Annotated in this window: 23 protein-coding genes and 1 tRNA gene; 8 read left to right on the forward strand and 16 right to left on the reverse strand. The window is 62.3% G+C overall.

Annotated features, from left to right (window positions below; genetic code table 11):
* Nucleotides 1–187 precede the first annotated feature (187 nt).
* Nucleotides 188–1,588 (forward strand): GGDEF domain-containing protein, encoded by a 1,401-nt coding sequence (locus tag DDA93_RS03855; RefSeq protein ID WP_019482501.1) that lies wholly within the window; start codon nucleotides 188–190, stop codon nucleotides 1,586–1,588.
* On the opposite strand, the gene DDA93_RS03860 is transcribed toward DDA93_RS03855, so the two are convergent.
* On the reverse strand, nucleotides 1,581–3,191 hold the full coding sequence (locus DDA93_RS03860) for a cellulase family glycosylhydrolase (protein WP_116778114.1): 1,611 nt from the start codon (nucleotides 3,189–3,191) through the stop codon (nucleotides 1,581–1,583). The two genes, DDA93_RS03855 and DDA93_RS03860, sit on opposite strands and share 8 nt — an antisense overlap.
* Nucleotides 3,192–3,351: 160 nt before the next feature.
* Here DDA93_RS03860 and DDA93_RS03865 point away from each other — a divergent pair, with 160 nt between their 5' ends.
* Entirely contained in the window at nucleotides 3,352–3,627 is a 276-nt protein-coding gene (locus DDA93_RS03865; RefSeq protein ID WP_019482503.1) for a hypothetical protein, read from the forward strand.
* A 9-nt stretch (nucleotides 3,628–3,636) separates the two neighbouring features.
* Here DDA93_RS03865 and DDA93_RS03870 read toward each other — a convergent pair whose 3' ends face one another.
* Nucleotides 3,637–4,653, reverse strand: a complete 1,017-nt coding sequence (locus DDA93_RS03870; RefSeq protein WP_237715258.1) for an NAD(P)-dependent alcohol dehydrogenase — start codon at nucleotides 4,651–4,653, stop codon at nucleotides 3,637–3,639.
* A 150-nt stretch (nucleotides 4,654–4,803) separates the two neighbouring features.
* On the opposite strand from DDA93_RS03870, the gene DDA93_RS03875 reads away from it, so the two are divergent.
* The 3 genes from DDA93_RS03875 to DDA93_RS03885 all read left to right on the forward strand — a co-directional run bounded on the left by DDA93_RS03875 (nucleotide 4,804) and on the right by DDA93_RS03885 (nucleotide 7,076).
* The gene (locus tag DDA93_RS03875; RefSeq protein WP_024477426.1) at nucleotides 4,804–5,730 is read left to right on the forward strand and encodes a 5'-3' exonuclease; all 927 of its coding nucleotides are present in this window, start codon (nucleotides 4,804–4,806) and stop codon (nucleotides 5,728–5,730) included.
* 117 nt (nucleotides 5,731–5,847) lie between these two features.
* Complete coding sequence (locus DDA93_RS03880) at nucleotides 5,848–6,207, forward strand: VOC family protein (RefSeq protein ID WP_019482507.1); 360 nt, start codon at nucleotides 5,848–5,850, stop codon at nucleotides 6,205–6,207.
* 203 nt (nucleotides 6,208–6,410) lie between these two features.
* Complete coding sequence (locus DDA93_RS03885) at nucleotides 6,411–7,076, forward strand: hypothetical protein (RefSeq protein WP_024477427.1); 666 nt, start codon at nucleotides 6,411–6,413, stop codon at nucleotides 7,074–7,076.
* A 39-nt stretch (nucleotides 7,077–7,115) separates the two neighbouring features.
* On the opposite strand, the gene DDA93_RS16635 is transcribed toward DDA93_RS03885, so the two are convergent.
* The 5 genes from DDA93_RS16635 to DDA93_RS03905 all read right to left on the reverse strand — a co-directional run bounded on the left by DDA93_RS16635 (nucleotide 7,116) and on the right by DDA93_RS03905 (nucleotide 11,380).
* Nucleotides 7,116–7,697, reverse strand: coding sequence for an ABC transporter permease (locus DDA93_RS16635; protein WP_243400507.1), 582 nt, complete (start codon nucleotides 7,695–7,697; stop codon nucleotides 7,116–7,118).
* On the reverse strand, nucleotides 7,583–8,368 hold the full coding sequence (locus tag DDA93_RS16640; RefSeq protein WP_243400501.1) for an ABC transporter permease: 786 nt from the start codon (nucleotides 8,366–8,368) through the stop codon (nucleotides 7,583–7,585). Before DDA93_RS16640 ends, DDA93_RS16635 begins: the two co-directional genes overlap by 115 nt.
* Nucleotides 8,365–9,246 (reverse strand): ATP-binding cassette domain-containing protein, encoded by an 882-nt coding sequence (locus DDA93_RS03895; RefSeq protein ID WP_019482509.1) that lies wholly within the window; start codon nucleotides 9,244–9,246, stop codon nucleotides 8,365–8,367. Before DDA93_RS03895 ends, DDA93_RS16640 begins: the two co-directional genes overlap by 4 nt.
* A gap of 81 nt (nucleotides 9,247–9,327) precedes the next feature.
* Complete coding sequence (locus DDA93_RS03900) at nucleotides 9,328–10,017, reverse strand: response regulator transcription factor (RefSeq protein ID WP_019482510.1); 690 nt, start codon at nucleotides 10,015–10,017, stop codon at nucleotides 9,328–9,330.
* Between the two features lie 16 nt (nucleotides 10,018–10,033).
* Entirely contained in the window at nucleotides 10,034–11,380 is a 1,347-nt protein-coding gene (locus DDA93_RS03905) for a histidine kinase (RefSeq protein WP_019482511.1), read from the reverse strand.
* Nucleotides 11,381–11,669: 289 nt separating this feature from the next.
* Between DDA93_RS03905 and DDA93_RS16645 the strand changes: the two genes are divergently transcribed.
* Entirely contained in the window at nucleotides 11,670–13,496 is a 1,827-nt protein-coding gene (locus tag DDA93_RS16645; protein ID WP_243400502.1) for a S8 family peptidase, read from the forward strand.
* Nucleotides 13,497–13,528: 32 nt separating this feature from the next.
* Here the strand turns inward: DDA93_RS16645 and DDA93_RS03915 are convergent, their stop codons facing one another.
* Nucleotides 13,529–13,918 (reverse strand): SHOCT domain-containing protein, encoded by a 390-nt coding sequence (locus tag DDA93_RS03915; protein WP_024477429.1) that lies wholly within the window; start codon nucleotides 13,916–13,918, stop codon nucleotides 13,529–13,531.
* A gap of 63 nt (nucleotides 13,919–13,981) precedes the next feature.
* Nucleotides 13,982–14,371, reverse strand: a complete 390-nt coding sequence (locus tag DDA93_RS03920) for a membrane protein (RefSeq protein ID WP_024477430.1) — start codon at nucleotides 14,369–14,371, stop codon at nucleotides 13,982–13,984.
* A gap of 210 nt (nucleotides 14,372–14,581) precedes the next feature.
* Here DDA93_RS03920 and DDA93_RS03930 point away from each other — a divergent pair, with 210 nt between their 5' ends.
* Nucleotides 14,582–15,622 carry a GGDEF domain-containing protein gene (locus tag DDA93_RS03930; protein ID WP_084442934.1) on the forward strand — a complete coding sequence of 347 codons (1,041 nt, stop codon included), beginning with the start codon at nucleotides 14,582–14,584 and terminating at the stop codon, nucleotides 15,620–15,622.
* A gap of 134 nt (nucleotides 15,623–15,756) precedes the next feature.
* The gene (locus DDA93_RS03935; RefSeq protein ID WP_024477432.1) at nucleotides 15,757–16,779 is read left to right on the forward strand and encodes a DUF808 domain-containing protein; all 1,023 of its coding nucleotides are present in this window, start codon (nucleotides 15,757–15,759) and stop codon (nucleotides 16,777–16,779) included.
* A 45-nt stretch (nucleotides 16,780–16,824) separates the two neighbouring features.
* Here DDA93_RS03935 and DDA93_RS16170 read toward each other — a convergent pair whose 3' ends face one another.
* The 7 genes from DDA93_RS16170 to DDA93_RS03965 form a co-directional block, all read right to left on the reverse strand.
* A complete protein-coding gene (locus DDA93_RS16170) occupies nucleotides 16,825–17,067 on the reverse strand; it encodes a hypothetical protein (protein ID WP_133185422.1) in 243 nt (80 codons plus the stop codon).
* A gap of 190 nt (nucleotides 17,068–17,257) precedes the next feature.
* Nucleotides 17,258–17,333, reverse strand: a tRNA-Ala gene (locus tag DDA93_RS03940).
* 108 nt (nucleotides 17,334–17,441) lie between these two features.
* Nucleotides 17,442–18,122, reverse strand: coding sequence for a histidine phosphatase family protein (locus tag DDA93_RS03945; protein WP_024477433.1), 681 nt, complete (start codon nucleotides 18,120–18,122; stop codon nucleotides 17,442–17,444).
* The gene (rsfS, locus tag DDA93_RS03950; RefSeq protein WP_019482649.1) at nucleotides 18,119–18,520 is read right to left on the reverse strand and encodes a ribosome silencing factor; all 402 of its coding nucleotides are present in this window, start codon (nucleotides 18,518–18,520) and stop codon (nucleotides 18,119–18,121) included. The genes DDA93_RS03945 and rsfS overlap by 4 nt, the downstream gene beginning before the upstream one ends.
* Before the next feature lie 31 nt (nucleotides 18,521–18,551).
* Nucleotides 18,552–19,658: a hypothetical protein gene (locus tag DDA93_RS03955; protein ID WP_116778116.1), complete on the reverse strand. Its 1,107-nt coding sequence runs from the start codon at nucleotides 19,656–19,658 to the stop codon at nucleotides 18,552–18,554.
* 7 nt (nucleotides 19,659–19,665) lie between these two features.
* The gene (gene nadD / locus DDA93_RS03960; RefSeq protein ID WP_272942571.1) at nucleotides 19,666–20,340 is read right to left on the reverse strand and encodes a nicotinate-nucleotide adenylyltransferase; all 675 of its coding nucleotides are present in this window, start codon (nucleotides 20,338–20,340) and stop codon (nucleotides 19,666–19,668) included.
* Between the two features lie 34 nt (nucleotides 20,341–20,374).
* Nucleotides 20,375–20,623: a hypothetical protein gene (locus tag DDA93_RS03965; protein ID WP_019482652.1), complete on the reverse strand. Its 249-nt coding sequence runs from the start codon at nucleotides 20,621–20,623 to the stop codon at nucleotides 20,375–20,377.
* Nucleotides 20,624–20,636 lie beyond the last annotated feature (13 nt).

Raw genomic sequence — 20,636 nt, forward strand, 5'->3', positions numbered from 1 at the left:
TAGGGATGCCACACTGATCGTGGCGCGGGCGCGTGGTGCGCTCCTCAACAGATTCGGGAGCATCTCGGTGATATTTCGGTGGGGGAAGTCTGTTCTCGCTGCATTTCCGCGTGGTTCGCGACTCCCTGATCCCGCATGGAACTCCCGACACCGGTTAATCGTCCTTTTCGCGCTGGTGGCATCCGGGATGGTCACCGTATTCGCCCTCGGTCTGGGGACCTCCCCGTGGATGGCTTTATCGCTCGGGGTTCCGCCGGTGGCTGTGGCCCTGGTGGCGTGGAAGGCTCCCATCGGTCGGAGGTTCAGTGCGTCGCTGAGCTCCGCCTCCCTAATGCTGATCGCCGCCCTCGTGGTGCATATCAGTGGCACCATCGAAGCCCATTTTCTGTTTTTCATTCTGGTCCCGGTGGTCGCCCTCTACGAGGATTGGGCCCCGCTGGCGACAGCATCTCTTCTGGTTCTCGGTTATCACGCCTTCATGGGTCTGCATTCCCCTACCGCGGTTTACAACCACCAGGCTGCCACCGACAGCCCGGTGGCATGGTCCCTGATTCACAGCGCGTTATTTCTGGCCATGTGCGTCACCAGCATTGTGCACTGGACCATCCATGAGCGCGCCAGACGCGAAGAGAATACTCTCCTGGATCGCCTCGCCGACCAGGCCCTCCATGACCCCCTGACGGGCCTTGCCAACCGAACTCTCCTTCACGATCGACTCAACCAGGCTCTCAGCCTGAGCCAGCGGACCGGGGCGTCGGTCATGGTGATCGCAGTCGACATAGACGGTTTCAAACCAGTCAACGATTCCTATGGGCATGCCACCGGAGATGCTCTCCTGGTCGAGCTCGCGCAGCGATTGGGGTCCTGCATCAGGGCCGGCGACACTGCAGCGCGCAACGGTGGCGACGAATTCACCCTGCTCCTCCCTGGCACTACCAGGGAGGAGGCCCCGGGTATGGCCGGGCGCATCCTCGCCGCCGTCAGTCCACCCTTCAGCCTGCCCGGCGTCGAGCTGGAAATGAGCGTCAGCGTTGGCCTTGCTGTCAGCTCAACGGGCACGGAGGGCGAAGCGCTCCTGCAGGAGGCGGACCAGGCGATGTATTCGGCGAAGCACAATGGGCGGGGTGGCTACGTCATCTTTGACAGGTCCCTCGTGCCGGGAACGCTCGGCACGATGACTGTCCACCCTGACCAGGCCCGCGGCTGGGTGGCATACACCCAGTCGCTCCGCGCCGAAATTGCTTCAGCCAAAGACCTTGGGCGGATTCCCGAGCAATCCCGCGGCCCGGAGACGGTCCGCCGTACCCTGGAATCGATCATTGCCGCAATCGACCAGTTGCCGCATGGTCCGCAGACAGCGAAGTTGCCGTTACCCGAACGAAACGCTCTCGAGGAGTTTGTCTTCCACCATGACCTGGTGCAGCACTGGGCCGACACCCTGCTGGCTGACTCAATCATTCAGGTTGAGCGGTCGGCGGAGGCCAACCTTTTCTGGCTTGCGCTACGGAGGTCAGCGATGAAGGACCACGGGGACCCCGGGAACAGCCCGGAGTCCGACGGGGACAACGTCCCCGTGGCAGCTACTTAGCGCTGACCGTGACTACCGGCTTGACCGGCGGCTTGGGTGCGTTCACTTGCAGACCGACCGTTGCCGTCTGACCCTTTCGCAGGGTTTTGGTCCAGTCCGAGCCGACACAGGTCACCGATTTCCTGGTCACCGACGTGCACTTCATCCCCCAGGAGTTGGCAACACTGATGACGTTGGGGTCGGTGAACGTCACCGACCACGAGTTCACGGCTCTGGAAGCACTGACCGATATCTGGGCGACATATCCCCCGTTCCACGAACTCTGCAACGACCACTTGGCGGCAACCGCGCTCGATCCTGTTCCCGGAACCGGGGTAGCCGTCTTGCTGGGTGTAGGGGCAGGGGCCGGCTTCGACGTTGGCGCAGGCGCGGCCGACTGGGTAGGTGTGGGCACCGCCACGGGCCGAAGGATGGGCTTCAGCGCGGCAAGTTTGGCGGTTTCCGGGGTACGCCAATCCGACTTTAGTAGTCCGCCAGTGTCGGAACTGTTGGGATTGAACGACCAGTAGGCGAAGCTTGTTCCGTTCGCTGCCAAATAGCTCACGAGCTTACCCATCCACTGCTTGTCAGAGGTGGTTTCCAATTTTGAACCGAATTCTCCGACCAGGACAGGCGCTATCCCGTTCTTGGAAATATAGCCCCAGTTGGCGTCCCAAATTCCCGGCAGATTCGCGGGGTAATTGGATGCCGAGAACCATTTTTGCGGATATACCGATGCCGGGTAATCGTGCGGTGAATAGACCACCTGGTTGGGTACCGTCAGCTTTACGGGTTTCTTGGCCACATCTGCGAGGCCGCCGCCCCACCAGGTCCAGGAGCCGTTGCCCTGGGCCTCGACGCCTTCAACGATGATCAGGAGCTTGGAGTTCACTGTTTGAACTGCCTTGCCAGCGCGGGTCGCGGCAGCGTGCCAGTCATGTGCGGGGTTCGAGCCGCCCCAACGTGCTACGCCGTGGGGCTCGTTGTGAAGGTCGAAGCCGATCACTGTGGGTTCGTTTTTGTACCGGGTGGCGAGCTTCTTCCAGTCGGCGATCCACTGCGCCTCGCTGTACTGGGGGGTGTACCAAAGCTCTGACTGAGCGGCCGAGGACGGGCGGTGTCGGTCAAGAATGACGTTTAGTCCCAAAGCCTTGGACTTGGCGATGAAAAGGTCCATCACCTGCTGTGGGGTCTTTTTCGCCAACTCCGGGTTGGCGTAGAAGTTGGTGTCAGAGCTGACTTTGCCGGTGGTGATGCACTGGTTGGAGTACGGCAGTCGAATGGTGTTGAAGCCCATCGACTTTATCTGCCGGAGCCCGTCATTGAGATTGATGGTCCACAGTCCGTGGGGGACGCAGTCGGGCGTCTCCAGGCCAAACCAATTGGCCGCCCTGATGACATAGGGCTTGTTTGCCGCGTCGCGAATTGTTCCGCCGTCAGTGTGCAGCCACCCCGCGCCCTTAGTGGACACATTTGCCGCGTGAACAACGTTCAAAGCTTCGGGAGCCGAAGCAGGCGGGACACCCCCGCAGCCTGCCAACGCAAGCATCACTGCCGCCATCGTTGCCGTAGCCGCCAGGAAACGCCCACGGAATCCCGCCCGAGGGCCGGAATGTTCAGCCATAAAATTCAGTTCCTTCTAAATGAGACCAGCTATTCCGGCAATAATCTCTCTGAGAATACGCTAGAAACGCTTCCGCCTGCCCGCAGGTTCGGGCACCCTGCGGAGACGTTGCCGTGGGTCACAGGGTATTCTTGATGCTGACGAAAGGGGCGGGGCACAGATGTCCAAAAGTAAGCGGAACGACTCGTCGACCGTCGACCTCCACCCGTGGCCGGTGCCGGTGAATAGCCGAGCCCTGCACATCGCGAAAATGGTCTTGGGTGCGGGGATGATTGTCCTGCTTCTCACCCAGGTGATGCCAGTGAACTTGCTGGGCGGAATGATGAATAACTTCTTCACCATTATTCTTTTACTTTCCTGGGCGGGCCCGGCACGGCGGATGATGCGCCGTTACTCATCGGGCGGGCGGAATAATCCCCCCGCTGAAGAACAGTAATTCGCAACGTTACACACGGACTGCGAGCTTCCCACTCACCGCCCCCTCTTCCAACCGACGCATAGCCTGCGGAGTCTGGTCCAGCGGATAGGTACCGCCAAGCTGCGGAGTGATGACGCCTGCCTCGACCAGGCCTCCCAGCAACTCCAGATCAGCGGAGCGCTCCTTGGCGACAAACATCCTGAGGTTTTGGCTGATAAAGGGAGACATCAGGACTGCCCGTAGCTGGCGCCCGATACCAATCCAGTCGCCAGCGCCTTCACCTCCGATAATGACAGCTGTTCCTTTGGATCTCAGCGCCCCTCGAAGGCGGTGCAGTGAGGAGTTGCCTCCTATGTCCAGGATCAAATCGTAATTCCGTCCCGCATGTGAGTAGTCTTCAGTGGTGTAGTCGACGACCTGGTCTGCCCCCAGGGACCTGACAAAATCCAGCTTCTGAGTGCTACACACCCCGGTGGTCTTGGCCCCGAAATGCTTCGCCAACTGGACGGCATAGCTGCCCACCCCACCTGAGGCGCCGATTACCAGAACTGACTGTCCGGCTTTGACCCGGCCCATCTCCCGCAGGGCCTGCAGCGCTGTCACAGCTGACACGGGAACTATCGAGGCACTCTCGGAGGACACGCCTGGCGGCTTATGCGCGAGCTTGTCCTCCCGGGCCACAGCGTATTCGGCGAACGCACCCGCGCCGATCCCGAACACTTCGTCCCCGATCCGAAACCCCCGGACGCCTGTACCGACGTCGACGACGGTGCCCGCCAACTCCTGACCGGAAACTGGCTGACGGGGTGTGCGCAGTCCGAAGACGAGGCGGAGCAGGTAAGGCTTGCCGGTCATGATGTGCCACGCTCCCCTGTCGAGACCGGCGGAACGCACCTGGACAAGCACCTGGTGAGGTGCCGGTGCAGGGCGCGGAATTTGTTCGAGGGTCAGCACAGAGGCAGCCCCGTACCCCCGCTGCACCATCGCGCGCATCATCGCGCCCTGCGGCAGGTTAACGCTGGTTTGCCTTTTTCTGGTCACCATAGCTGGCTCCATTCAGCAGTTTTCGCGCTTTTCCGATGAAGTACCATCTTGGTCCTCCGCACATAGTACTGAGGACGTGGGGACCATGGAGGAAATTTTCGCCGGCATTCTTGACCTTGTCTTTGAGCCCTCTCGTGAGAGGATCACGGTGTGGCTAACCGACTGATGCTCCTTGACACCGCGTCCCTCTACTTCCGCGCGTTTTACGGATTGCCCGATTCCCTGAGGGCTCCCGACGGAACTCCGGTCAACGCCGTGCGCGGCCTGCTGGATATGATCGCTCGGCTTGTCGCTGACTATGAGCCGACCCACCTGGTCGCTTGCTGGGACGACGATTGGCGCCCCGCCTGGCGGGTCGATCTCATCCCGAGCTACAAGGCCCACCGGATGGTCACCGCGGTGGCCGTCGGCGTCGACATCGAGGAAGTACCGGAAGGGCTGGTGGCCCAGGTGCCAATGATTCGTGACGCCCTGGCCGCCTTCGGAATTACGCTGGTTGGAGCTGCCGAGCACGAGGCCGACGACGTCATCGGCAGTCTGGCAGCCCAGGCCGAGTTCCCCGTGGACATCGTCACCGGTGACCGGGACCTCTTTCAGTTGGTCGACGATAGCCACGACGTTCGGGTGATCTACACCGCCCGTGGCATGAGCAAACTGGAAGTCCTGACTGACGCCACGGTTGTCAGCAAATATAAGGTGCTGCCGGGTCAGTACGCGGATTTCGCTGCATTGCGGGGGGATACTTCCGATGGCCTGCCCGGGGTGCCGGGAATTGGCGATAAGACTGCCGCCAGCCTGCTGCAGGAGTTCGTAGACCTGGACGGAATTGTTGCAGCTGCCAACGACCCTGGTTCCTCCATGTCCGCCTCCATGCGGGCCAAAATTGTCAAGGCAGCCGATTACCTGTCGGTGGCCCCCACAGTGGTCAACGTAGTCCGCGACCTCGACCTCGGGGAATTGAATGCGAGAATCCAGCCCCTCGATGCAGGTCATCTGGACCGGATCGAGCAGTTGACCACTGACTGGAATTTGGGCGGCTCCTCGGGGCGTGCCCTGAAGTCGTTGGGGAACAGCTGACCGGCTCCGCTGCTAGGCCGGCGAGGCGGTAAGCACCACGTTCTTGAACATTGTGAATCCGTTCACCCACCGGGCTTGCCTCTTCAATTTGGCCAGGTGCGGCAGTAAGCTTCCGGCATGGCCATCGCTCGCTATCCCAGTGTCGTCATTGACTGCCCCGATGCGGCGTCCCTCGCAACCTTCTACGGGGCACTGCTCGGGTGGAAAGTGGATGCCGACGACGGTTGGGCGGATATCCGCCCCGACGACGGGAGTAACTGCATCTCATTTCAGCAGGTGGCAGATTACCGACCTCCTGCCTGGCCGGACCAGGGCAGCCCACAGCAGATGCACTTCGACCTGATGGTTGAAAACCTGGACGAAGGCGAGGCTGTGGTCCTCGGCCTCGGCGGCACCAAGGCCGCAGTCCAGCCCGGTGAAACCTTCCGGGTCTTCCTTGATCCGGCGAGCCACCCCTTCTGCCTGTGTGTCGCGTAGACAGCGCCATGCAGATAGGATCCCTGGCTGATATCGAGCTGAACATTCCTGAGCAACTGATCCGCAACGGGTAGGAGCACACCACGAGGCACCAGGACGTTGTATAACGGTTGGCTCACGTAACCAAGTCGTGCTGTCGGTTGGCGCGCCGCATCGGTAGTGTCCAAGCTATCTACCGACCAATCCTTACGAAAGCACAGCCCGTGAAGAAGTTCTCGCCCCTTCTTGCCCTCCCCATCGCAGCCCTGCTCCTTGCCGGCTGCGTTTCCAACACTGAGCCCTCGGCGGAGGTGACCAGTTCAGAGTCGAGCGCCTCCCCCGCCACCACGTCGTCGGCCACCCCCACGCCGACCGCTGAGGGTTCGTCGTCGCCTGCGGAAACTCCTGACGCTCCCGAATCGGCTGGTCCCGTACCGGGCGCCGAACCGTCAACAGCACCGGCGCCCGAACCGACCGAGGACGCTACCAATGTCACAGCGCCGACAGAAGCGCCAATCACCGAAACGTCCGAACCTCCGATTCCCGGGTTGTCGGGTTCTTACGATGACCTCGAACTGGTCTCCACCTGGGATGGGCTACGGGTGGTCCGCCATGTCGGAACCACCTGGAACGTCGTCGGCTCCGGCTATGCACCCGGTGCGGAAATCCAGATGAACTTCGGACCCGCCCAAACCGATTCGTCGCTGATCGGATACCCCCTTGTGTATGCCGACGCCAACGGCAATTACACCTTCCAGATCAGCCTGGCACCAGATCTCGCGCCCGGCGATTACGGCCTCATGGCCATTCCTACGGGTCTTGGTTTCGAGGAGTCGGAGGCAGCCAAGCGGTTTGCCCTCATTGAGGTTGTCTCCACCTGGGCGCCGTAAACCGCCCAGGTGGAGACACCGCCGGCTCCCCTCGGGATGCTACTGCTCCAGCTTGATTGCTTTCCGTAAGCTCAGCGCCCCACCACCCTGCATGACTGCACGTCGGTAGATCTTCTCGCCGACGTGCAGCAAGGCAACGGCTGCCGCCAAGGCGATCACCAGTGATAGGAGTGGCTCCCAGAGAGCCACCGGCGAGTTCAGTACCCGGATCGGCATCGCCACCGATGACACCACGGGGAGGTAGGAAGCCACCACCAGGAGTTGGCCGGAGGCGAACAATCCGACAAAGAGAGCCGCAAAGATCAGGGCCATCACCGGCGTCGAATTATTGTTCAGATCCTCCGGCCTGCTCGCCAGCGACCCGAGAACAGCCCAGATCGCGGCGAGGATCAGAAATCCGAAGAGGAAGAACACCAGGAACCAGCCCGAAGCCGGAATGATACTTCCCACCAGATCGGCTGTGTCAGTCAGGTTCAGGGCCAGCAGGGCAGCACCGCCGTAGAGGGCTAGCTGGACCATGGCCAGGATGGTGTTGCCCAACACCTTGCCGTAGAGCAGTTGGCGGATCGGGATTGCGGTAGCCAGGATTTCCACCACCCGGTTCTGTTTTTCCTCGACCACCGAGTTGGCAATGGCCATGCGAAGATGATTGATGCCATATAGAACAGGAAGCTGAAGACGAATCCGGCGATCGTAGCGAGCAACTGGTTTTCTTCGCTGCCTTCCAGTAGGGATTGTTCCAGGTCGGCCCCCGATAGCAGCTGCTCCGCCGTGGTTCCTGCCGCAGCGGCGTTCTGGCCCAACACATACTCGTTGAGCGACTCGTCAATCTGCTGGCTGATCCCCGAATCGACCTCGGTCTTTCCCGTGAGCTGCCAGCTACCGTCGGTTTCCCGCAGCAACGCAGCGTCAGCTTCCTCGGCACGTACCAGTTCCACGGCAGCATCCGCGGACGCTGCGACGACGGCGGTGAAGGTGACGTTCCCGTCGTCGGCCTGGCCCGCCTGATCGGCGAGCTCGACGACGGCAGCGGCCGCTGAATCGGACTGCACGGCAACCGTGAAGTCGTCGCCGCGGTTCATCATGAAGGCGTTGAACACAACGCCAGCGACGATCAGCACCAGCGTGACGACCGTGCTGATCGCATAGCTGCGATCCTTCGCCTTGATCATGACCTCACGCAGCGTCACGATCAGCCAGGGCGGTTGGGTTCCTGGTGGCTGCGGTCTGGGCCCCGATGCTGGCGACGGCGCGCCGCCGTCGCGCTCTTTGACTGGCGTTTCGGTGCTCATTGGGAGACCTCCCGGTAGATTTCGCTCAGGCTGGGCCTGATCCGGCTGAATTCGTGCACACTGCCGCGGGTCATCGCTGAGGCGAGCACGCGCTGCGCGGCGTCGTCGTCGTCGAATTCCACCACCGCGTCCTGTCCTGCGACGTCGATGACCCGCACCTCGGCTTCCTCACGCACCCAGCCGGCATCGGGGGTGACCGTCATCCGGTGGCGCCGGGGTGCTTTTGCCCGGAGGTCGTCGCCGGAGCCGGACGCTACGAGGCGCCCTTGCCGCAGGACCACCAGGTTGTCGCACAACCGGTCCACCAGGTCCAACTGGTGGCTGGAGAACAGCACCGGCACTCCGTCGGCTGTCCGGTCGCGCAACAGTTCGACCATCGAGTCGACTGCTACCGGGTCCAGCCCGGAAAACGGCTCATCGAGGATCAGAACCGTGGGCCGGTGAAGCAGCGACGCGGCAATCTGGACGCGCTGCTGGTTCCCGAGGGACAACGATTCGAGTTTGTCCTTGCCGCGGCCGCCGAGCTGAAACCGATCCAGCAGGTCCTGCGCTTGTGCCCGCGCGTCGGAGGCCGTCATCCGATGCAGTTGGCCGAGGTAGACCAGCTGATCGAGAATGGGCTGCTTCGGGTACAGTCCCCGCTCTTCGGGCATGTAACCAAAGGTTGACCGGTCGTCGGCTGTAATGGGTCGGCCGTCCATCAGCACCTGCCCACCATGCGATGTGAGCACCCCCATGATCATCCGCATAGTGGTGGTTTTACCGGCACCGTTGGCGCCAACAAATCCGGTCATCTGACCGGACGGGATGGTGAAGCTGACGTCGTCGACAGCGGTATTCTCACCGAATCGTCGCGTGAGGTTCTGGACCTGCAGCATGTGGTGTCCTCCTGTAGATTTCCCTGGAATCAACCCTAGGCAACGCCCCCGCCCGGGGGATGAGTCAAAAGGCTGAACCTGCTACTCCCCCGGACGGATGAGACCACTTTCGTAGGCGAAGACCACGGCCTGCACCCGGTCCCGAACCTGCACCTTCGCCAGCAACGATGACACATGCGACTTGACGGTGGCCTCCGCCAGAAAGAACCTACCGGCCAGTTCGGCATTGCTGAGACCGGTCGCCAGGCTGGAGAGAATTTCCTTCTCCCGCTGGGTCAGCGAGTCAAGCCGTTTGCGGAGTTCAGCGCTGGGCTGGGCACCGGGGGTGGTCTCCCCCGCAACCTCGAGGGACCTGGCGAAGCGTTCGATCACACGAACGGTCACCTCGGGTGCGAGCAGTGCGTACCCGCCGGCAACCGCCTGCACCGCGGCGATCAAATCGTCAGGATCGGCGTTCTTCAGGAGAAACCCGCTGGCACCACTGCGGATAGCGTCAAAGAGATAGTCATCGCGTTCGAAGGTAGTCAGGATGATGACTTTCCCGCGGCCGGCCCGGGTGATCAGCTCGGTAGCCTGGATGCCATCCATGAGTGGCATCTGCACGTCCATCAGGATCACATCGACCTCGTGCCGGTGGGCGAAATCAACCGCCTCCTGACCGTTGGTGACCTGACCGACCACCTCAATGTCCTCCTCGATGGAGAGCATGGTGGCGAAGCCTGCCCGAACCAGGGCCTGGTCATCGGCAAGCAGAACGCGGATCGAATCCATGGAATGTCTTTCTGGGTTAGTGAACGAGGAACCTGGCACGGACACGCCAGCCGCCTTCGGAGCGTGGTCCAATTTCGGCAGTGCCCCGGTGCAGTGCCACCCGTTCTCGGATGCCCTGCAGACCAAACCCGGACCCTGGCTCGGATTTGGGACGCGGCATCCCATTGTCCACTGTTTCGAGCTCGACCCACCGCTGGTCGCCGACGAGTCCGGTCCGCAGCGTCATCACCGCGGAACCGGCGGTCGAATGGCGCCGCACGTTGGTGAGCGATTCCTGGGCCGTCCGGAATAGCGAAAGGGCCAGTGGTGCCGAAACTCTGGCCAGTGCGCCGGGGATGTCTTCCACCATGCCAAACTTGACGGTCAGCCCAAGCTCCCGATGCTGGCGGGCCAGTGCTTCCAGATCGTCCAGGCCGGGTTCGGGGCGCCGCCCGCCGTCGTCGGTGTCGCCGAGATCGGTGCTCTCGGATCGGAGCACGCCAAGGAGGTTCCGCATATCCGTCACTGCTTGCCGGCTCGCTTGCTCGATGGTGCGCAGTGATTCGACGGCGACCTCCGGCCGCTTCTCGATAACCCGGCGTGCCGCACCCGCCTGAACGCCGATCACCGAGACGTGGTGCGCGACGACGTCGTGCAGTTCACGCGCGATTCGCAGCCGTTCCTCCACCACCGCACGCCTCGCCAGCTCGTCGGCCTGACGGGTGATCTCCGCGGCCTGTTCGGCGAGCTGGGTTCGCTGCAAGGCGTTGCGCCACGAGGTCATTCCGGCCAGGATGGCGCCGCCAAAGTAAGCGAAGTTCACCAGAAAGTTGTAAAGCGCCACCGATGCCAACGGATCGAGGATCCCGCCAACGAAATCAGGGTTGTCTTCACTCTGCGCCAGGACACCGTCGAAGGTGTTGGCCACCGTCAGGGCGAGGATGAGCCACAGGGCCATCGCCGCCACCACCACCGCGATGCCCAGCCACAACATCCGACGGTCCTTGGCCCACGCAATAGCCGAATACAGGGAGGCGAAATACGCCACCTGGTACGAGAGCTGAAGCGACACCAGGGGTGACAGCAGGCTCAGCCCGATGAAGAGGGCTGACATCGCCAGCATCACCAGGACCGGGTATTTGCGCCGGAGCACCAGGGGAACGATCATCAGTGCCAGCACTCCGTGCTGGACCCATACCGGGTGGTTGTCCTCCTCCACCATCCCAAAGCCGCGGGTCAGTTCCAGGGCGAACGCGCTGACCAGCGCGAAGATGACGACGCCGATGACGTCCCTGCGGAGCTCATCCTTTGTGGGACCGGGGCGTTCCCAGTTGTTGTCGTGGTCCCCGACCGTCTGGGATTTCAGCCGGGCGAGGAGGTTCACCGGTCCGGCCTTCCGGGAGCAGGGCGCGCGGGATCCATCATGAGTGCCAGTTTAGTCAGCGGGTGGTGCGCCCCGACTCCCCCGCACGGCCTAGTCCGATCGGATGACCTCCCCCCTCCTCGCTTTGGATCGAGTCAACACATATGGCAGGTTTGGTGCCGGAATGTGGCTATTTGTGTTGACTCGATCCGGGTTGGGGTGGGGCTGGGAAGTGGAACGCTGACCGGTTGTATGATTCCGGTGGGGGATGTCATGGTGGTCCCTTGACCTCGCTCTCAAGGAACTTGTTATGACGTTTGGCCCCAGTCCCCGGCATCCGAAAAGTTCCTGGCTGACTCGATCAATCGCTTCCGCTGCTGCTGCAGCCCTGCTGGCCGGGTCGATCACGGCGCTGCCCGCCTTCGCTGGGCAACAGTCCGACAAAACCGCTGGGGTTGCCGAGGCGCTGACTACGGACACCAATCCCGCAGACCATCCTGCTGACCGCTTCATTGTGAAGTTCGACGGCAACGGCGACGGCACCAGCGAACGGGGTAGGACCTACCAGAACACCGTCAACAGTCTCGGGATACCGGTCACCGAGGTAGGCGTCACCGTCGATGGTGCAACGGTGGTGGAAGCGACAGAGGACCTGACTGCCGAACAATCGGACGGCGTCGTCGCCGCTCTGGAATCGCGCGGGGATGTCGAATACGCCGAGGTCGATGTTTTCATGCAGCCGACGGCGATCGCCCCGGACGATGACCTGTACGACTCCCAGTGGAACCTGTTCGAGGCGGAGGCGGGGATGCGCGTCGATTCGGCCTGGGAGCGGTCAACTGGTGCGGGGGTGACGGTGGCTGTCATTGACACCGGGATTACGGAACATAGCGATTTGGCTGGGAACATCATTCCCGGCTACGACTTCATCACCAGCCCACAGATCGCCGGTGATAATGACGGCCGTGATTCAGACCCGACCGATGAAGGCGACCAGTGCAATTCCGATCCGTCGTCCTGGCACGGAACCCACGTAGCCGGAACGATTGGCGCCGTAGCGAACAACTCCCAGGGCATTGCCGGCGTCGCCTACGACTCACAGATTCAGCCAATCCGCGCTCTTGGAGCCTGCGGTGGGTACACCAGCGATGTTGCTGCCGCCACCCTCTGGGCCGCCGGCGGCAGCGTGCCAGGCCTCCCCCTGAACCCCACCCCGGCGAAGGTCATCAATCTCAGCCTCGGCGGCGCCGGCACTTGCGGGACAACCTTCCAGACCGCCATCAACTACGCAAACAGCCAGAACGCCGTCGTGATAACCGCCGCGGGCAATGAAAACACCTTCGCAAAATACACGACGCCAGCGAACTGCAACAACGTAGTTGTGGTCGGGGCCACCGGTCGTGAGGGAAACAAGGCCAACTACTCGAACCACGGGCCCGAAGTCGATGTAAGCGCTCCCGGCGGCGATGCGTCGACCGGCCGCTCCAGCGCAATCCTGTCCACCCTGAACAGCGGAGCCGCCGGCCCGGAGACCGAGAGCTACGGCTATCTACAGGGGACCTCGATGGCGACGCCCCATGTGGCGGGCGCCGCGGCGCTGATGCTGTCGGTTGATCCGTCGCTTACCCCGGCGCAGGTCGAGGCACAGCTCAAGGCGACCTCCCGCCCATTCCCTGGAGTTTGCTACACCGGAGGTTGCGGAACAGGGCTGGTTGATGCCGCGGCGGCAGTGAAAGCGGTAGCACCGGCCGTTAATCCGCAGCCATTCAGTGACGTTCCGGTGGGCATGAAGTTCCAGCGGGAAATGTCGTGGATGGCGGCCAGCGGAATAAGCACTGGGTGGACCGAATTTGACGGGGCCCGAGCATACCGGCCTCTGACAGCAGTGAACCGTGACGCGATGGCCGCGTTCATGTACCGCATGGCGGGCAGCCCGGCGTTCACTCCCCCAACAAGATCACCGTTTGCCGATGTGGATACCAGCCAGAAGTTCTATCTGGAGATGGCCTGGCTGGCATCCACCGGCATCAGCACCGGCTGGGCTGGACCCAATGGCACGAAAACCTACCGTGCCCTCACCCCAGTGAACCGTGACGCGATGGCCGCGTTCATGTACCGGTTCTCCGAGGACTACTGAAGTGACTGACCCTGACAGGACCGGTTCCACGACTAGGCGCTCAGCGCCTTCTGCTTGATCAGGGTGTACTCCTCATCGGTGATGGTCCCCGCATCGAGGAGTGCCCTCGCCTTATTGATTTCGTCACTGAGACTGACACCGGACACCGACCGGATATACGCGGACTGGGCGTCATGCCGGGCGACTGCCTGCTGTTCGTTCCGAGCCGTCATGCCGTCGCCGCGGGCGATGAGATACACGAGGATCGACAGGAAAGGCAAGAAAATGAGGCCGACCAGCCAGGCTGCCTTATGCCATCCTTTGAGGGTCTTGTCCCGGAAAAGATCAGCGATGACTGAGAACAGAATTGTGACAAAAGCCAGCACCGCGTAGATCCAGAAAAGGAACCAGAAGATGCTCCAAAAACTGTTCCAGAAATCCATAACTACTCCCTAGAGAAGGTGACGCCCGTTGAGCGTCGCATGTTGACTGGCACCGCGAGTGCGTTACCGGGCTAGCGTCCGCTGTTTGATGAGCTCGTATTCCTCGGCGCTGATGGTTCCCGCATCGAGGAGAGCGTGGGCCTTGGAAATCTCGTCGCTGATGCTGGAACCGGCGGCCGACCGGATGTACTCGGCTTGCGCCTCCCTGCGTTCGGTGACCAGTCGCTGGCCCCGGTCCGCCATCCCGTCTCCCCGTGTGATCAGGTAGACGAGGATCGAAATGAACGGGACAAACACCAGGAAAACAAGCCATACCGCTTTGAGCCAACCGGACAGGGTCTCGTCGCGGAACAGATCTGCCACAACCGAGAACAACAGGGTCAGGAAGGCGATTACGGCATAGATCCAGATCAGTAGCCAAAAGAAGTCCCAGATTGTTGAAAGGATTTCCACTTTTACTCCTTCAGCGACGTGCGCGGGTTTTCAGGACCTGCGGTGGGGTCCCGATGCTTGTACCTCAGCACTGTGCCCCTGCGCAGAGGTAACCACATCACCCGCATTGGATGAACCAACGTTTTCTTCTGCTGTAGGTTGGCCATAAGCGCCCTTGCTGCTCTGAGCGGTTCGCCAGCAGATGGGCTACTGAACAGCAAGGTCTCAGCCATGTACACACCCCCACGCACCAACTCTCCTGCTGCTTTCGCGAGCCTCCTGAACTGGTTGCGCCGAACACGGCCCTTCCCCTACCCGAGGGAGGTGGCTGTCTCCGCCATGGCCCTGTTCTATCTGGTGGGTGGCGTGGCGATGCTCCTCGTCCTGGTTTTCCCCCACCCGAGCACGTTGAATGATCGCCTTCTGATCGGACTGGGAGTGTTCCTCATCGTGATCGGTCTACCCGTCTACAAGCTGCGGCACCGGACTCCGCTGGCGCTTCTGCCGTGGCTGTTGGCTGCTGGCACAGCGGTCATCACCGCGCTGACCGCTACCGGCGGCAGTACTTCGGTGACAGTGTCATTCAGCTTTTTTTACCTCTGGGTGATCATCTTTGCGCTGCTGTTCCTGAATCCGCTGGTGGCCGCCGTGGAGATCGGATTCGCCGCCGTCGCCTACCTCAGCGTCGCAGTGCTCCCCCAGGAGCAATCCACCCACCAGTTGACCGCCTTTGAACCGATCGCACTTTTCACCGTCGTTACCACCACCGGTGGTGTCATCATGTGGCTATCCCAGGCCCGTGAACACAGCGAGATTGACCCGCTGACCCTTGTTATGAACCGTCGAGGCCTGGACCGGATCCTTCAAGCGGCTCTGAGCGGGGACGATCCAACTGGCAAGAGGCTGGTCGCGGGACTGATCGACGTCGATCATTTCAAGAGCGTGAACGATCGTCAGGGTCACGCGGCAGGCGACCGGCTATTGGAGGAACTTGCGGGCGCCTGGCAGAGGGTACTGAGGTCCGGTGACACCCTGGGGAGGATCGGCGGCGACGAGTTTGTCGTTCTATTACCCGGTTGTTCCGCGAGCGAGGCAGACGACATCCTTGAACGTCTCCGGGCAGCAGCGCTTGATCTGCAGGTGACCCGCTCGGTGGGGGCGGCCCTGTCCGAGGATCAGGACAGCGCGTCGCTGCTCCTCGGCCGGGCCGATACCGCGCTGTATCAGGCGAAGAACCTTGGGCGCAACAGGGTTGCGTGGGCTGTCGCCTGAACCAGGAGCCGGGTGAGCGCCACCATCCCTGCCGAATCTCCATCCGGACCATATACTTGAAGCATGCTGATCACTCGCCTCAACCGAGGCCCACGCACCCGGTTCTCCGCTCTCAAACAGTTTGGACTTGAACTGTGAGCGGCGGTCTCGTCGCCCTGCTGGACGATGTCGCAGCCCTCGCCCGCATAGCGGCTGCCTCGGTGGATGATGTTGCTGCTGGCGCCGCCAAGGCTGGCGCCAAAGCGGCAGGCGTGGTGATCGACGACGCCGCCGTCACCCCGCAGTACATGTCCGGGGCGGACCCGTCCCGCGAACTGCCGATGATCAAGCGAATCTTCTGGGGCTCGCTCCGTAACAAGCTGCTGATCATTCTGCCGGCATTGCTGCTCATCAGTGCCTTCATCCCGTGGATCATCCCATTCATCCTCATGCTGGGCGGCACCTATCTGTGCTTTGAGGGTGCCGAGAAGGTCTGGCACAAGCTCCGCGGGCATCACGATGCGGAGAAGGCGCCGGCGGTGGACCGGGGACCCGAGGCGGAGGCTAAAGTCACCAAGGGTGCCATCACCACCGATTTCATCCTGTCCTGCGAGATTATGGTCATCTCGATGAACGAGGTGGCTGACGAGTCGATATGGGCCAGGGCGATTATCCTCGTCGTCGTGGCAATTGCGATCACTGTGATCGTCTACGGAGCCGTTGCTCTGATCGTCAAGATGGACGACATCGGCCTGCATCTGACCACCAAAGACTCCGCTAGCTCCAAGCGATTCGGCGAGGCGCTCGTGAAGGGGATGCCCGCCGTCCTCGCCGCCATCACCTTCATCGGCACAATCGCCATGCTGTGGGTCGGCGGGCACATCATGCTGCAGGGTGTGTATGACCTTGGCTGGCACCTACCGTACGACCTGGTCCATGCCCTTGAGGCCCCGTTCGTCGGGATCGCAGTGGTCGGCGGTTTCCTGGCCTGGCTCGTGAACACCCTATGCTCAACCGTCCTGGGACTCGCCTGGGGTCTAATTGTGATGGCAGTGCTGCACCCACTGCTCAAGGTATTGCCGTTCGGCAAAAAAGAGGGCGGACACGAAGAGGGAGACCTCCGCGCCGCAATCGCCGGACATCGGCCAGCCAAACGCGACTCCGAGCCTGCCTCCTAGCGACGACGACGGCCCTGCCGGCACGAGGGTGCCGGAGGCCTTCATTCAGCGCCCTCGCCGGGGACCAGCTAGCAGCCACCCGACGATGCCCCCGAGCACAGTAAGACCAGGAACGAGATTCCACGACAGGCCCTGCAACTCACGGATTAATCCGGGGCTGGCTTCCAGCACCGGTGTGATCAGCGTGTAGCCGACGTATGCCAAGACAAAACCCAGGCTGGCTCCGCCCAGCGCTCCCCAAAGCCGCCGACGGTATTCACCCCTGCCCGGTGCCGGTGGATCCTTCATGGCTCTCCTAGGGTCGCTTGTGTCTACGAGTATCGCAGGCTGCGCAACCAAACCGTTAGCATCTTCCGCAACAGGCGCTTCCCTGGGCTCATGCGGACTAATCAGACAGCTGACCCGGACTGAACAGATACTTGCGGGCAAAAAAAATCCGCTGGAACAACTGGTGCTTCCAGTTGTTCTAGCGGATCATTGGTGGAGCTAAGGGGATTCGAACCCCTGACCCCCTGCATGCCATGCAGGTGCGCTACCAGCTGCGCCATAGCCCCAATTCCTTGGTGTCACCCCCGCCGAACTGGCCGAAGCAACTTGTTTAGTTTAGTCAACAATCCGCCCCCTGCAAAATCGGCGGCATCCACGCCACTTTCAGCCCGCTATTAGCCTTCCAATGGGGTGGAAGGCATCGAGGACAGGCCCACATTGTGCTCGGTCAACTGCCACCGGCTGATGCCCGTGGGACCCTGATCGAGTTCCTCCAGCATCGACCAGTGGCAGTTCGAAACGCCCGAGAGCGAAGACCACAATTCGGGAGGCAGACCCATTAGCGCGGCGAGACCGGCCCGGATCGAACCCCCGTGGCTCGCAACCACCAGCGTCTGCCCGGCGGTGAGGCTGGAGACGGCGTCGAGCGTACCTGCGGCCATCCGCCGCCCGACGTCGACCCGGCTCTCTCCGCCACCGGCACGCACCGCAGGTTCACCGGATCGCCAAGCCGTCTGGTCGGCAGGAAACCGCGACGCGATCTCGGCAAACGCCAACCCCTGCCACTGACCGGCGAAGGTTTCGCGAACCCGCGGGTCCAGTTCAACTGACAGCCCGGTGAGGGAGGCCAGCTCAGCCGCGGTATCGGCGGCCCGACCCAGGTCTGAGGACACCAGACGCGTGGGCGCCAGATGAGCCAGCTCGGCGGCAGCCTCACGGGCCTGCTGCTTGCCCAACTCGTCGAGCGGAATGTCCTCCTGACCTTGAAACAGGCCCCTTGCATTCCAATCAGTCCGCCCGTGCCGCCAAAAAATGATCCTCCGAGCGCCAGCCGATTCAGTGGCGGCGAACCTCACTCGGCAGCGGAAGCGGCGTCAGCCGAAGCCGGCGGCGTGGTGTCGAGCTGCAGATCGATGACCGGGCAGTCTCCCCACAGGCGCTCGAGTGCGTAGAAGACACGGTCCTCCTCATGCTGGACGTGGATGACGACGTCGAGGTAATCCAGCAGTACCCATCGGCCCTCGCTGCGCCCTTCACGGCGAACAGGCTTCAGCCCCTGCTTGGACAGCTCTTCCTCGATACCATCGACGATCGAGTTGACCTGCCGTTCGCTGGATGCCGAGGCAACCAGAAAGACGTCGGTAATTGCCAGCCGTTCGCTGACATCAATAGCAACAATGTCCTGACCGATTTTCTCCGACGCTGCATGTGCAGCAGCCCGGGCAATCGCGATGGACGTTTCGTTAGCGCTCACTTATCTCCTTGGGTGTGGTCAGCCGTCTTGTTCAATTGAAGACACCTGAAATCATCATGATTCCGGTGACCAGCGCCAAAGCGCCCAGACTGACAATGGAATATTGCAATAGCTGCAGGCGCTTGACGCGCGCCAGCCCCGCCGTCATGGCATCGAGTGGTTCAAGCCCGTGAGCGGTGCGCGCCCCAATGGGAACGACCGCGTCCGAGGCGGGGGCCGTTGGCCCCGCTGCGGAAACCTCACGGGGCACCCCGGGAACCCGGATGAATTCCTTGGGCGACACGATCGAGAGGTTGTGCGCCGTGGTGGGGTCGTTGGCGCTCGGCTTCCGCTGCTCGTTCGCCTGCGCGAGTTGCTGCATCTTCTGGGCGCGGCTGTTGAGTACGGCGGCACGTTCGGCAAGGGCTTTCTGCTGCGCAAGGATTTCCAGGTCGACAGTGAACGGATCATCGTCGCGGGCAGCCACCATCTGCGCAACCTGCTCCTGGGCCTGCTGCACGATGGTTTCCCGCGCGGTCAGCGCCTGCTGAACACTCATCTGGTGAACTGGCACAGCGTTCGGCTTATCCACTGGCTTGGCTGTCTGCCCGGTCGGCTTGGCAGCAGTACCCTCGGGCTGGTCGGCCGGTCCATCCATCCGACGACGACGGTCCCGCCTGCCGCCCTCGCGCACCGGCCCCAGACCGGCCGCCGGGCGGTCCACCTCGGGCGCTGGCTCGGCAGCCGCTGGCGGCAGTGTTTGCGCGCCCGGGGTGGAGGTGCCAAGCTGCTGGACGCGGCGCTGGCGCCGTGACGGCTCGGGCGCAGCCTCAGCCTGGGGGCGCTGCTCCGCCAGGGCGCGATAGGCCCTCAGCGCTTCCCGGTCACGTGCGCGGGTCTGCGAAACCCGCTCACCCGGGTGGGTTGGCGTCGCATCGACGGGAGCGTCAGCGGCGCGACGACTGCGCCGCTCAGAAATGACCGGTTCGGAGTGGGGCAGTTCAGGAGTAGCCCGGTCAGGGGGGCGCTGTCCGGTGGCTTGCGGTTCGGTGGACGACTGCGAACCAGTTTCCAGTTCGGCTGTCTGCCCGTCGGCGTTAGTCCCGCGGGTATGCCGAAGTGACTTCCGGCTCTGTGCGGATTCGTTGCCGTTACTCATTGCTTTCTCACCCAGTAGTAGATCTTATGTCGTCGTGTGAAACGTGTGGTTCAAGTGGTTCAACAGGCCTTGAGGCGTCGCGGTACAGTCCGTGCTTGGCGATGTACTGCACCACGCCGTCCGGCACCAGGTACCAGACTGGATCGCCGGCGGCGACTCGCCGTCGACAATCGGTGGAGGAAATGGCCATCGCGGGCACCTCCAGTAGACTCACATCCCTGCCCTTGCCATCGAGTTCGTGGCCGGGCCGGGTGACACCGACGAAATGGGCCAACGACCACAGTTCATCAGCGTTCTTCCAGGACAGAATCTGCGCCATCGCGTCGGCCCCGGTGATGAAGAACAGCTCCGCCTCCGGCCGTTCGGCCTTCAGATCCCGGAGGGTGTCGATCGTGTAGGTGGGACCGGGGCGGTCGATATCCACCCTGCTCACCGTGAAGCTGGGATTGGAAGCTGTCGCGACCACGGTCATCAGGTACCGGTGCTCGGCGGCGCTGACCTCACGTTCGGCCTTCTGCCACGGCTGCCCGGTCGGTACAAACACCACCTCGTCGAGGTTGAAGACGGCTGCGACTTCACTCGCAGCCACCAGGTGTCCGTGGTGAATAGGGTCGAAGGTTCCGCCCATGACGCCTAGGCGCCACGGACTTCCGTCCGGGTGTGCTCTGTCAGCTGGATTCACTTGGCGCGACTTAGCTACCTTCCCCGCCCCGCTACTAGCGGTGTGAGGCTTCGCCGTGGTCGTGCTTGTTGGGGTGCTGCTTGTGGGGATCGGCGTGCTCTTCAACTGCCTCGTGGCGGTTGCCGAGGCTCGAGAAGGCGAGAGTGACAAACATCAAGGCAACCAGCGCGCCCATGATGATGACGCCGTACAACACCGGGTCCATCGGCAGTTCGACGTGTCCCCCGTGGCCCCCGCCAGTCTCGCTGGCGACGAGTGTGGCGTTGAGAAGCTGAGAAAGCATAAATTCTCCCCTA

The sequence above is a fragment of the Arthrobacter sp. Bz4 genome (assembly GCF_003075455.1).
Lineage (GTDB): Bacteria > Actinomycetota > Actinomycetes > Actinomycetales > Micrococcaceae > Arthrobacter_D.

Bases quoted from the DNA above. Each gene is read 5' to 3' on its own strand.
- DDA93_RS03900 (WP_019482510.1), bottom strand. From the start codon at position 10,017: ATGGATTCGATCCGCGTTCTGCTTGCCGATGACCAGGCCCTGGTTCGG.
- DDA93_RS03955 (WP_116778116.1), bottom strand. From the start codon at position 19,658: ATGAGTAACGGCAACGAATCCGCACAGAGCCGGAAGTCACTTCGGCAT.
- DDA93_RS03855 (WP_019482501.1), top strand. From the start codon at position 188: ATGGTCACCGTATTCGCCCTCGGTCTGGGGACCTCCCCGTGGATGGCT.
- DDA93_RS03865 (WP_019482503.1), top strand. From the start codon at position 3,352: ATGTCCAAAAGTAAGCGGAACGACTCGTCGACCGTCGACCTCCACCCG.
- DDA93_RS03965 (WP_019482652.1), bottom strand. From the start codon at position 20,623: ATGCTTTCTCAGCTTCTCAACGCCACACTCGTCGCCAGCGAGACTGGC.
- DDA93_RS16170 (WP_133185422.1), bottom strand. From the start codon at position 17,067: ATGAAGGATCCACCGGCACCGGGCAGGGGTGAATACCGTCGGCGGCTT.
- DDA93_RS16645 (WP_243400502.1), top strand. From the start codon at position 11,670: ATGACGTTTGGCCCCAGTCCCCGGCATCCGAAAAGTTCCTGGCTGACT.
- DDA93_RS03860 (WP_116778114.1), bottom strand. From the start codon at position 3,191: ATGGCTGAACATTCCGGCCCTCGGGCGGGATTCCGTGGGCGTTTCCTG.
- DDA93_RS03870 (WP_237715258.1), bottom strand. From the start codon at position 4,653: ATGGTGACCAGAAAAAGGCAAACCAGCGTTAACCTGCCGCAGGGCGCG.
- DDA93_RS03930 (WP_084442934.1), top strand. From the start codon at position 14,582: ATGTACACACCCCCACGCACCAACTCTCCTGCTGCTTTCGCGAGCCTC.
- DDA93_RS03915 (WP_024477429.1), bottom strand. From the start codon at position 13,918: ATGGATTTCTGGAACAGTTTTTGGAGCATCTTCTGGTTCCTTTTCTGG.
- DDA93_RS03880 (WP_019482507.1), top strand. From the start codon at position 5,848: ATGGCCATCGCTCGCTATCCCAGTGTCGTCATTGACTGCCCCGATGCG.
- DDA93_RS16640 (WP_243400501.1), bottom strand. From the start codon at position 8,368: ATGAGCACCGAAACGCCAGTCAAAGAGCGCGACGGCGGCGCGCCGTCG.
- DDA93_RS03895 (WP_019482509.1), bottom strand. From the start codon at position 9,246: ATGCTGCAGGTCCAGAACCTCACGCGACGATTCGGTGAGAATACCGCT.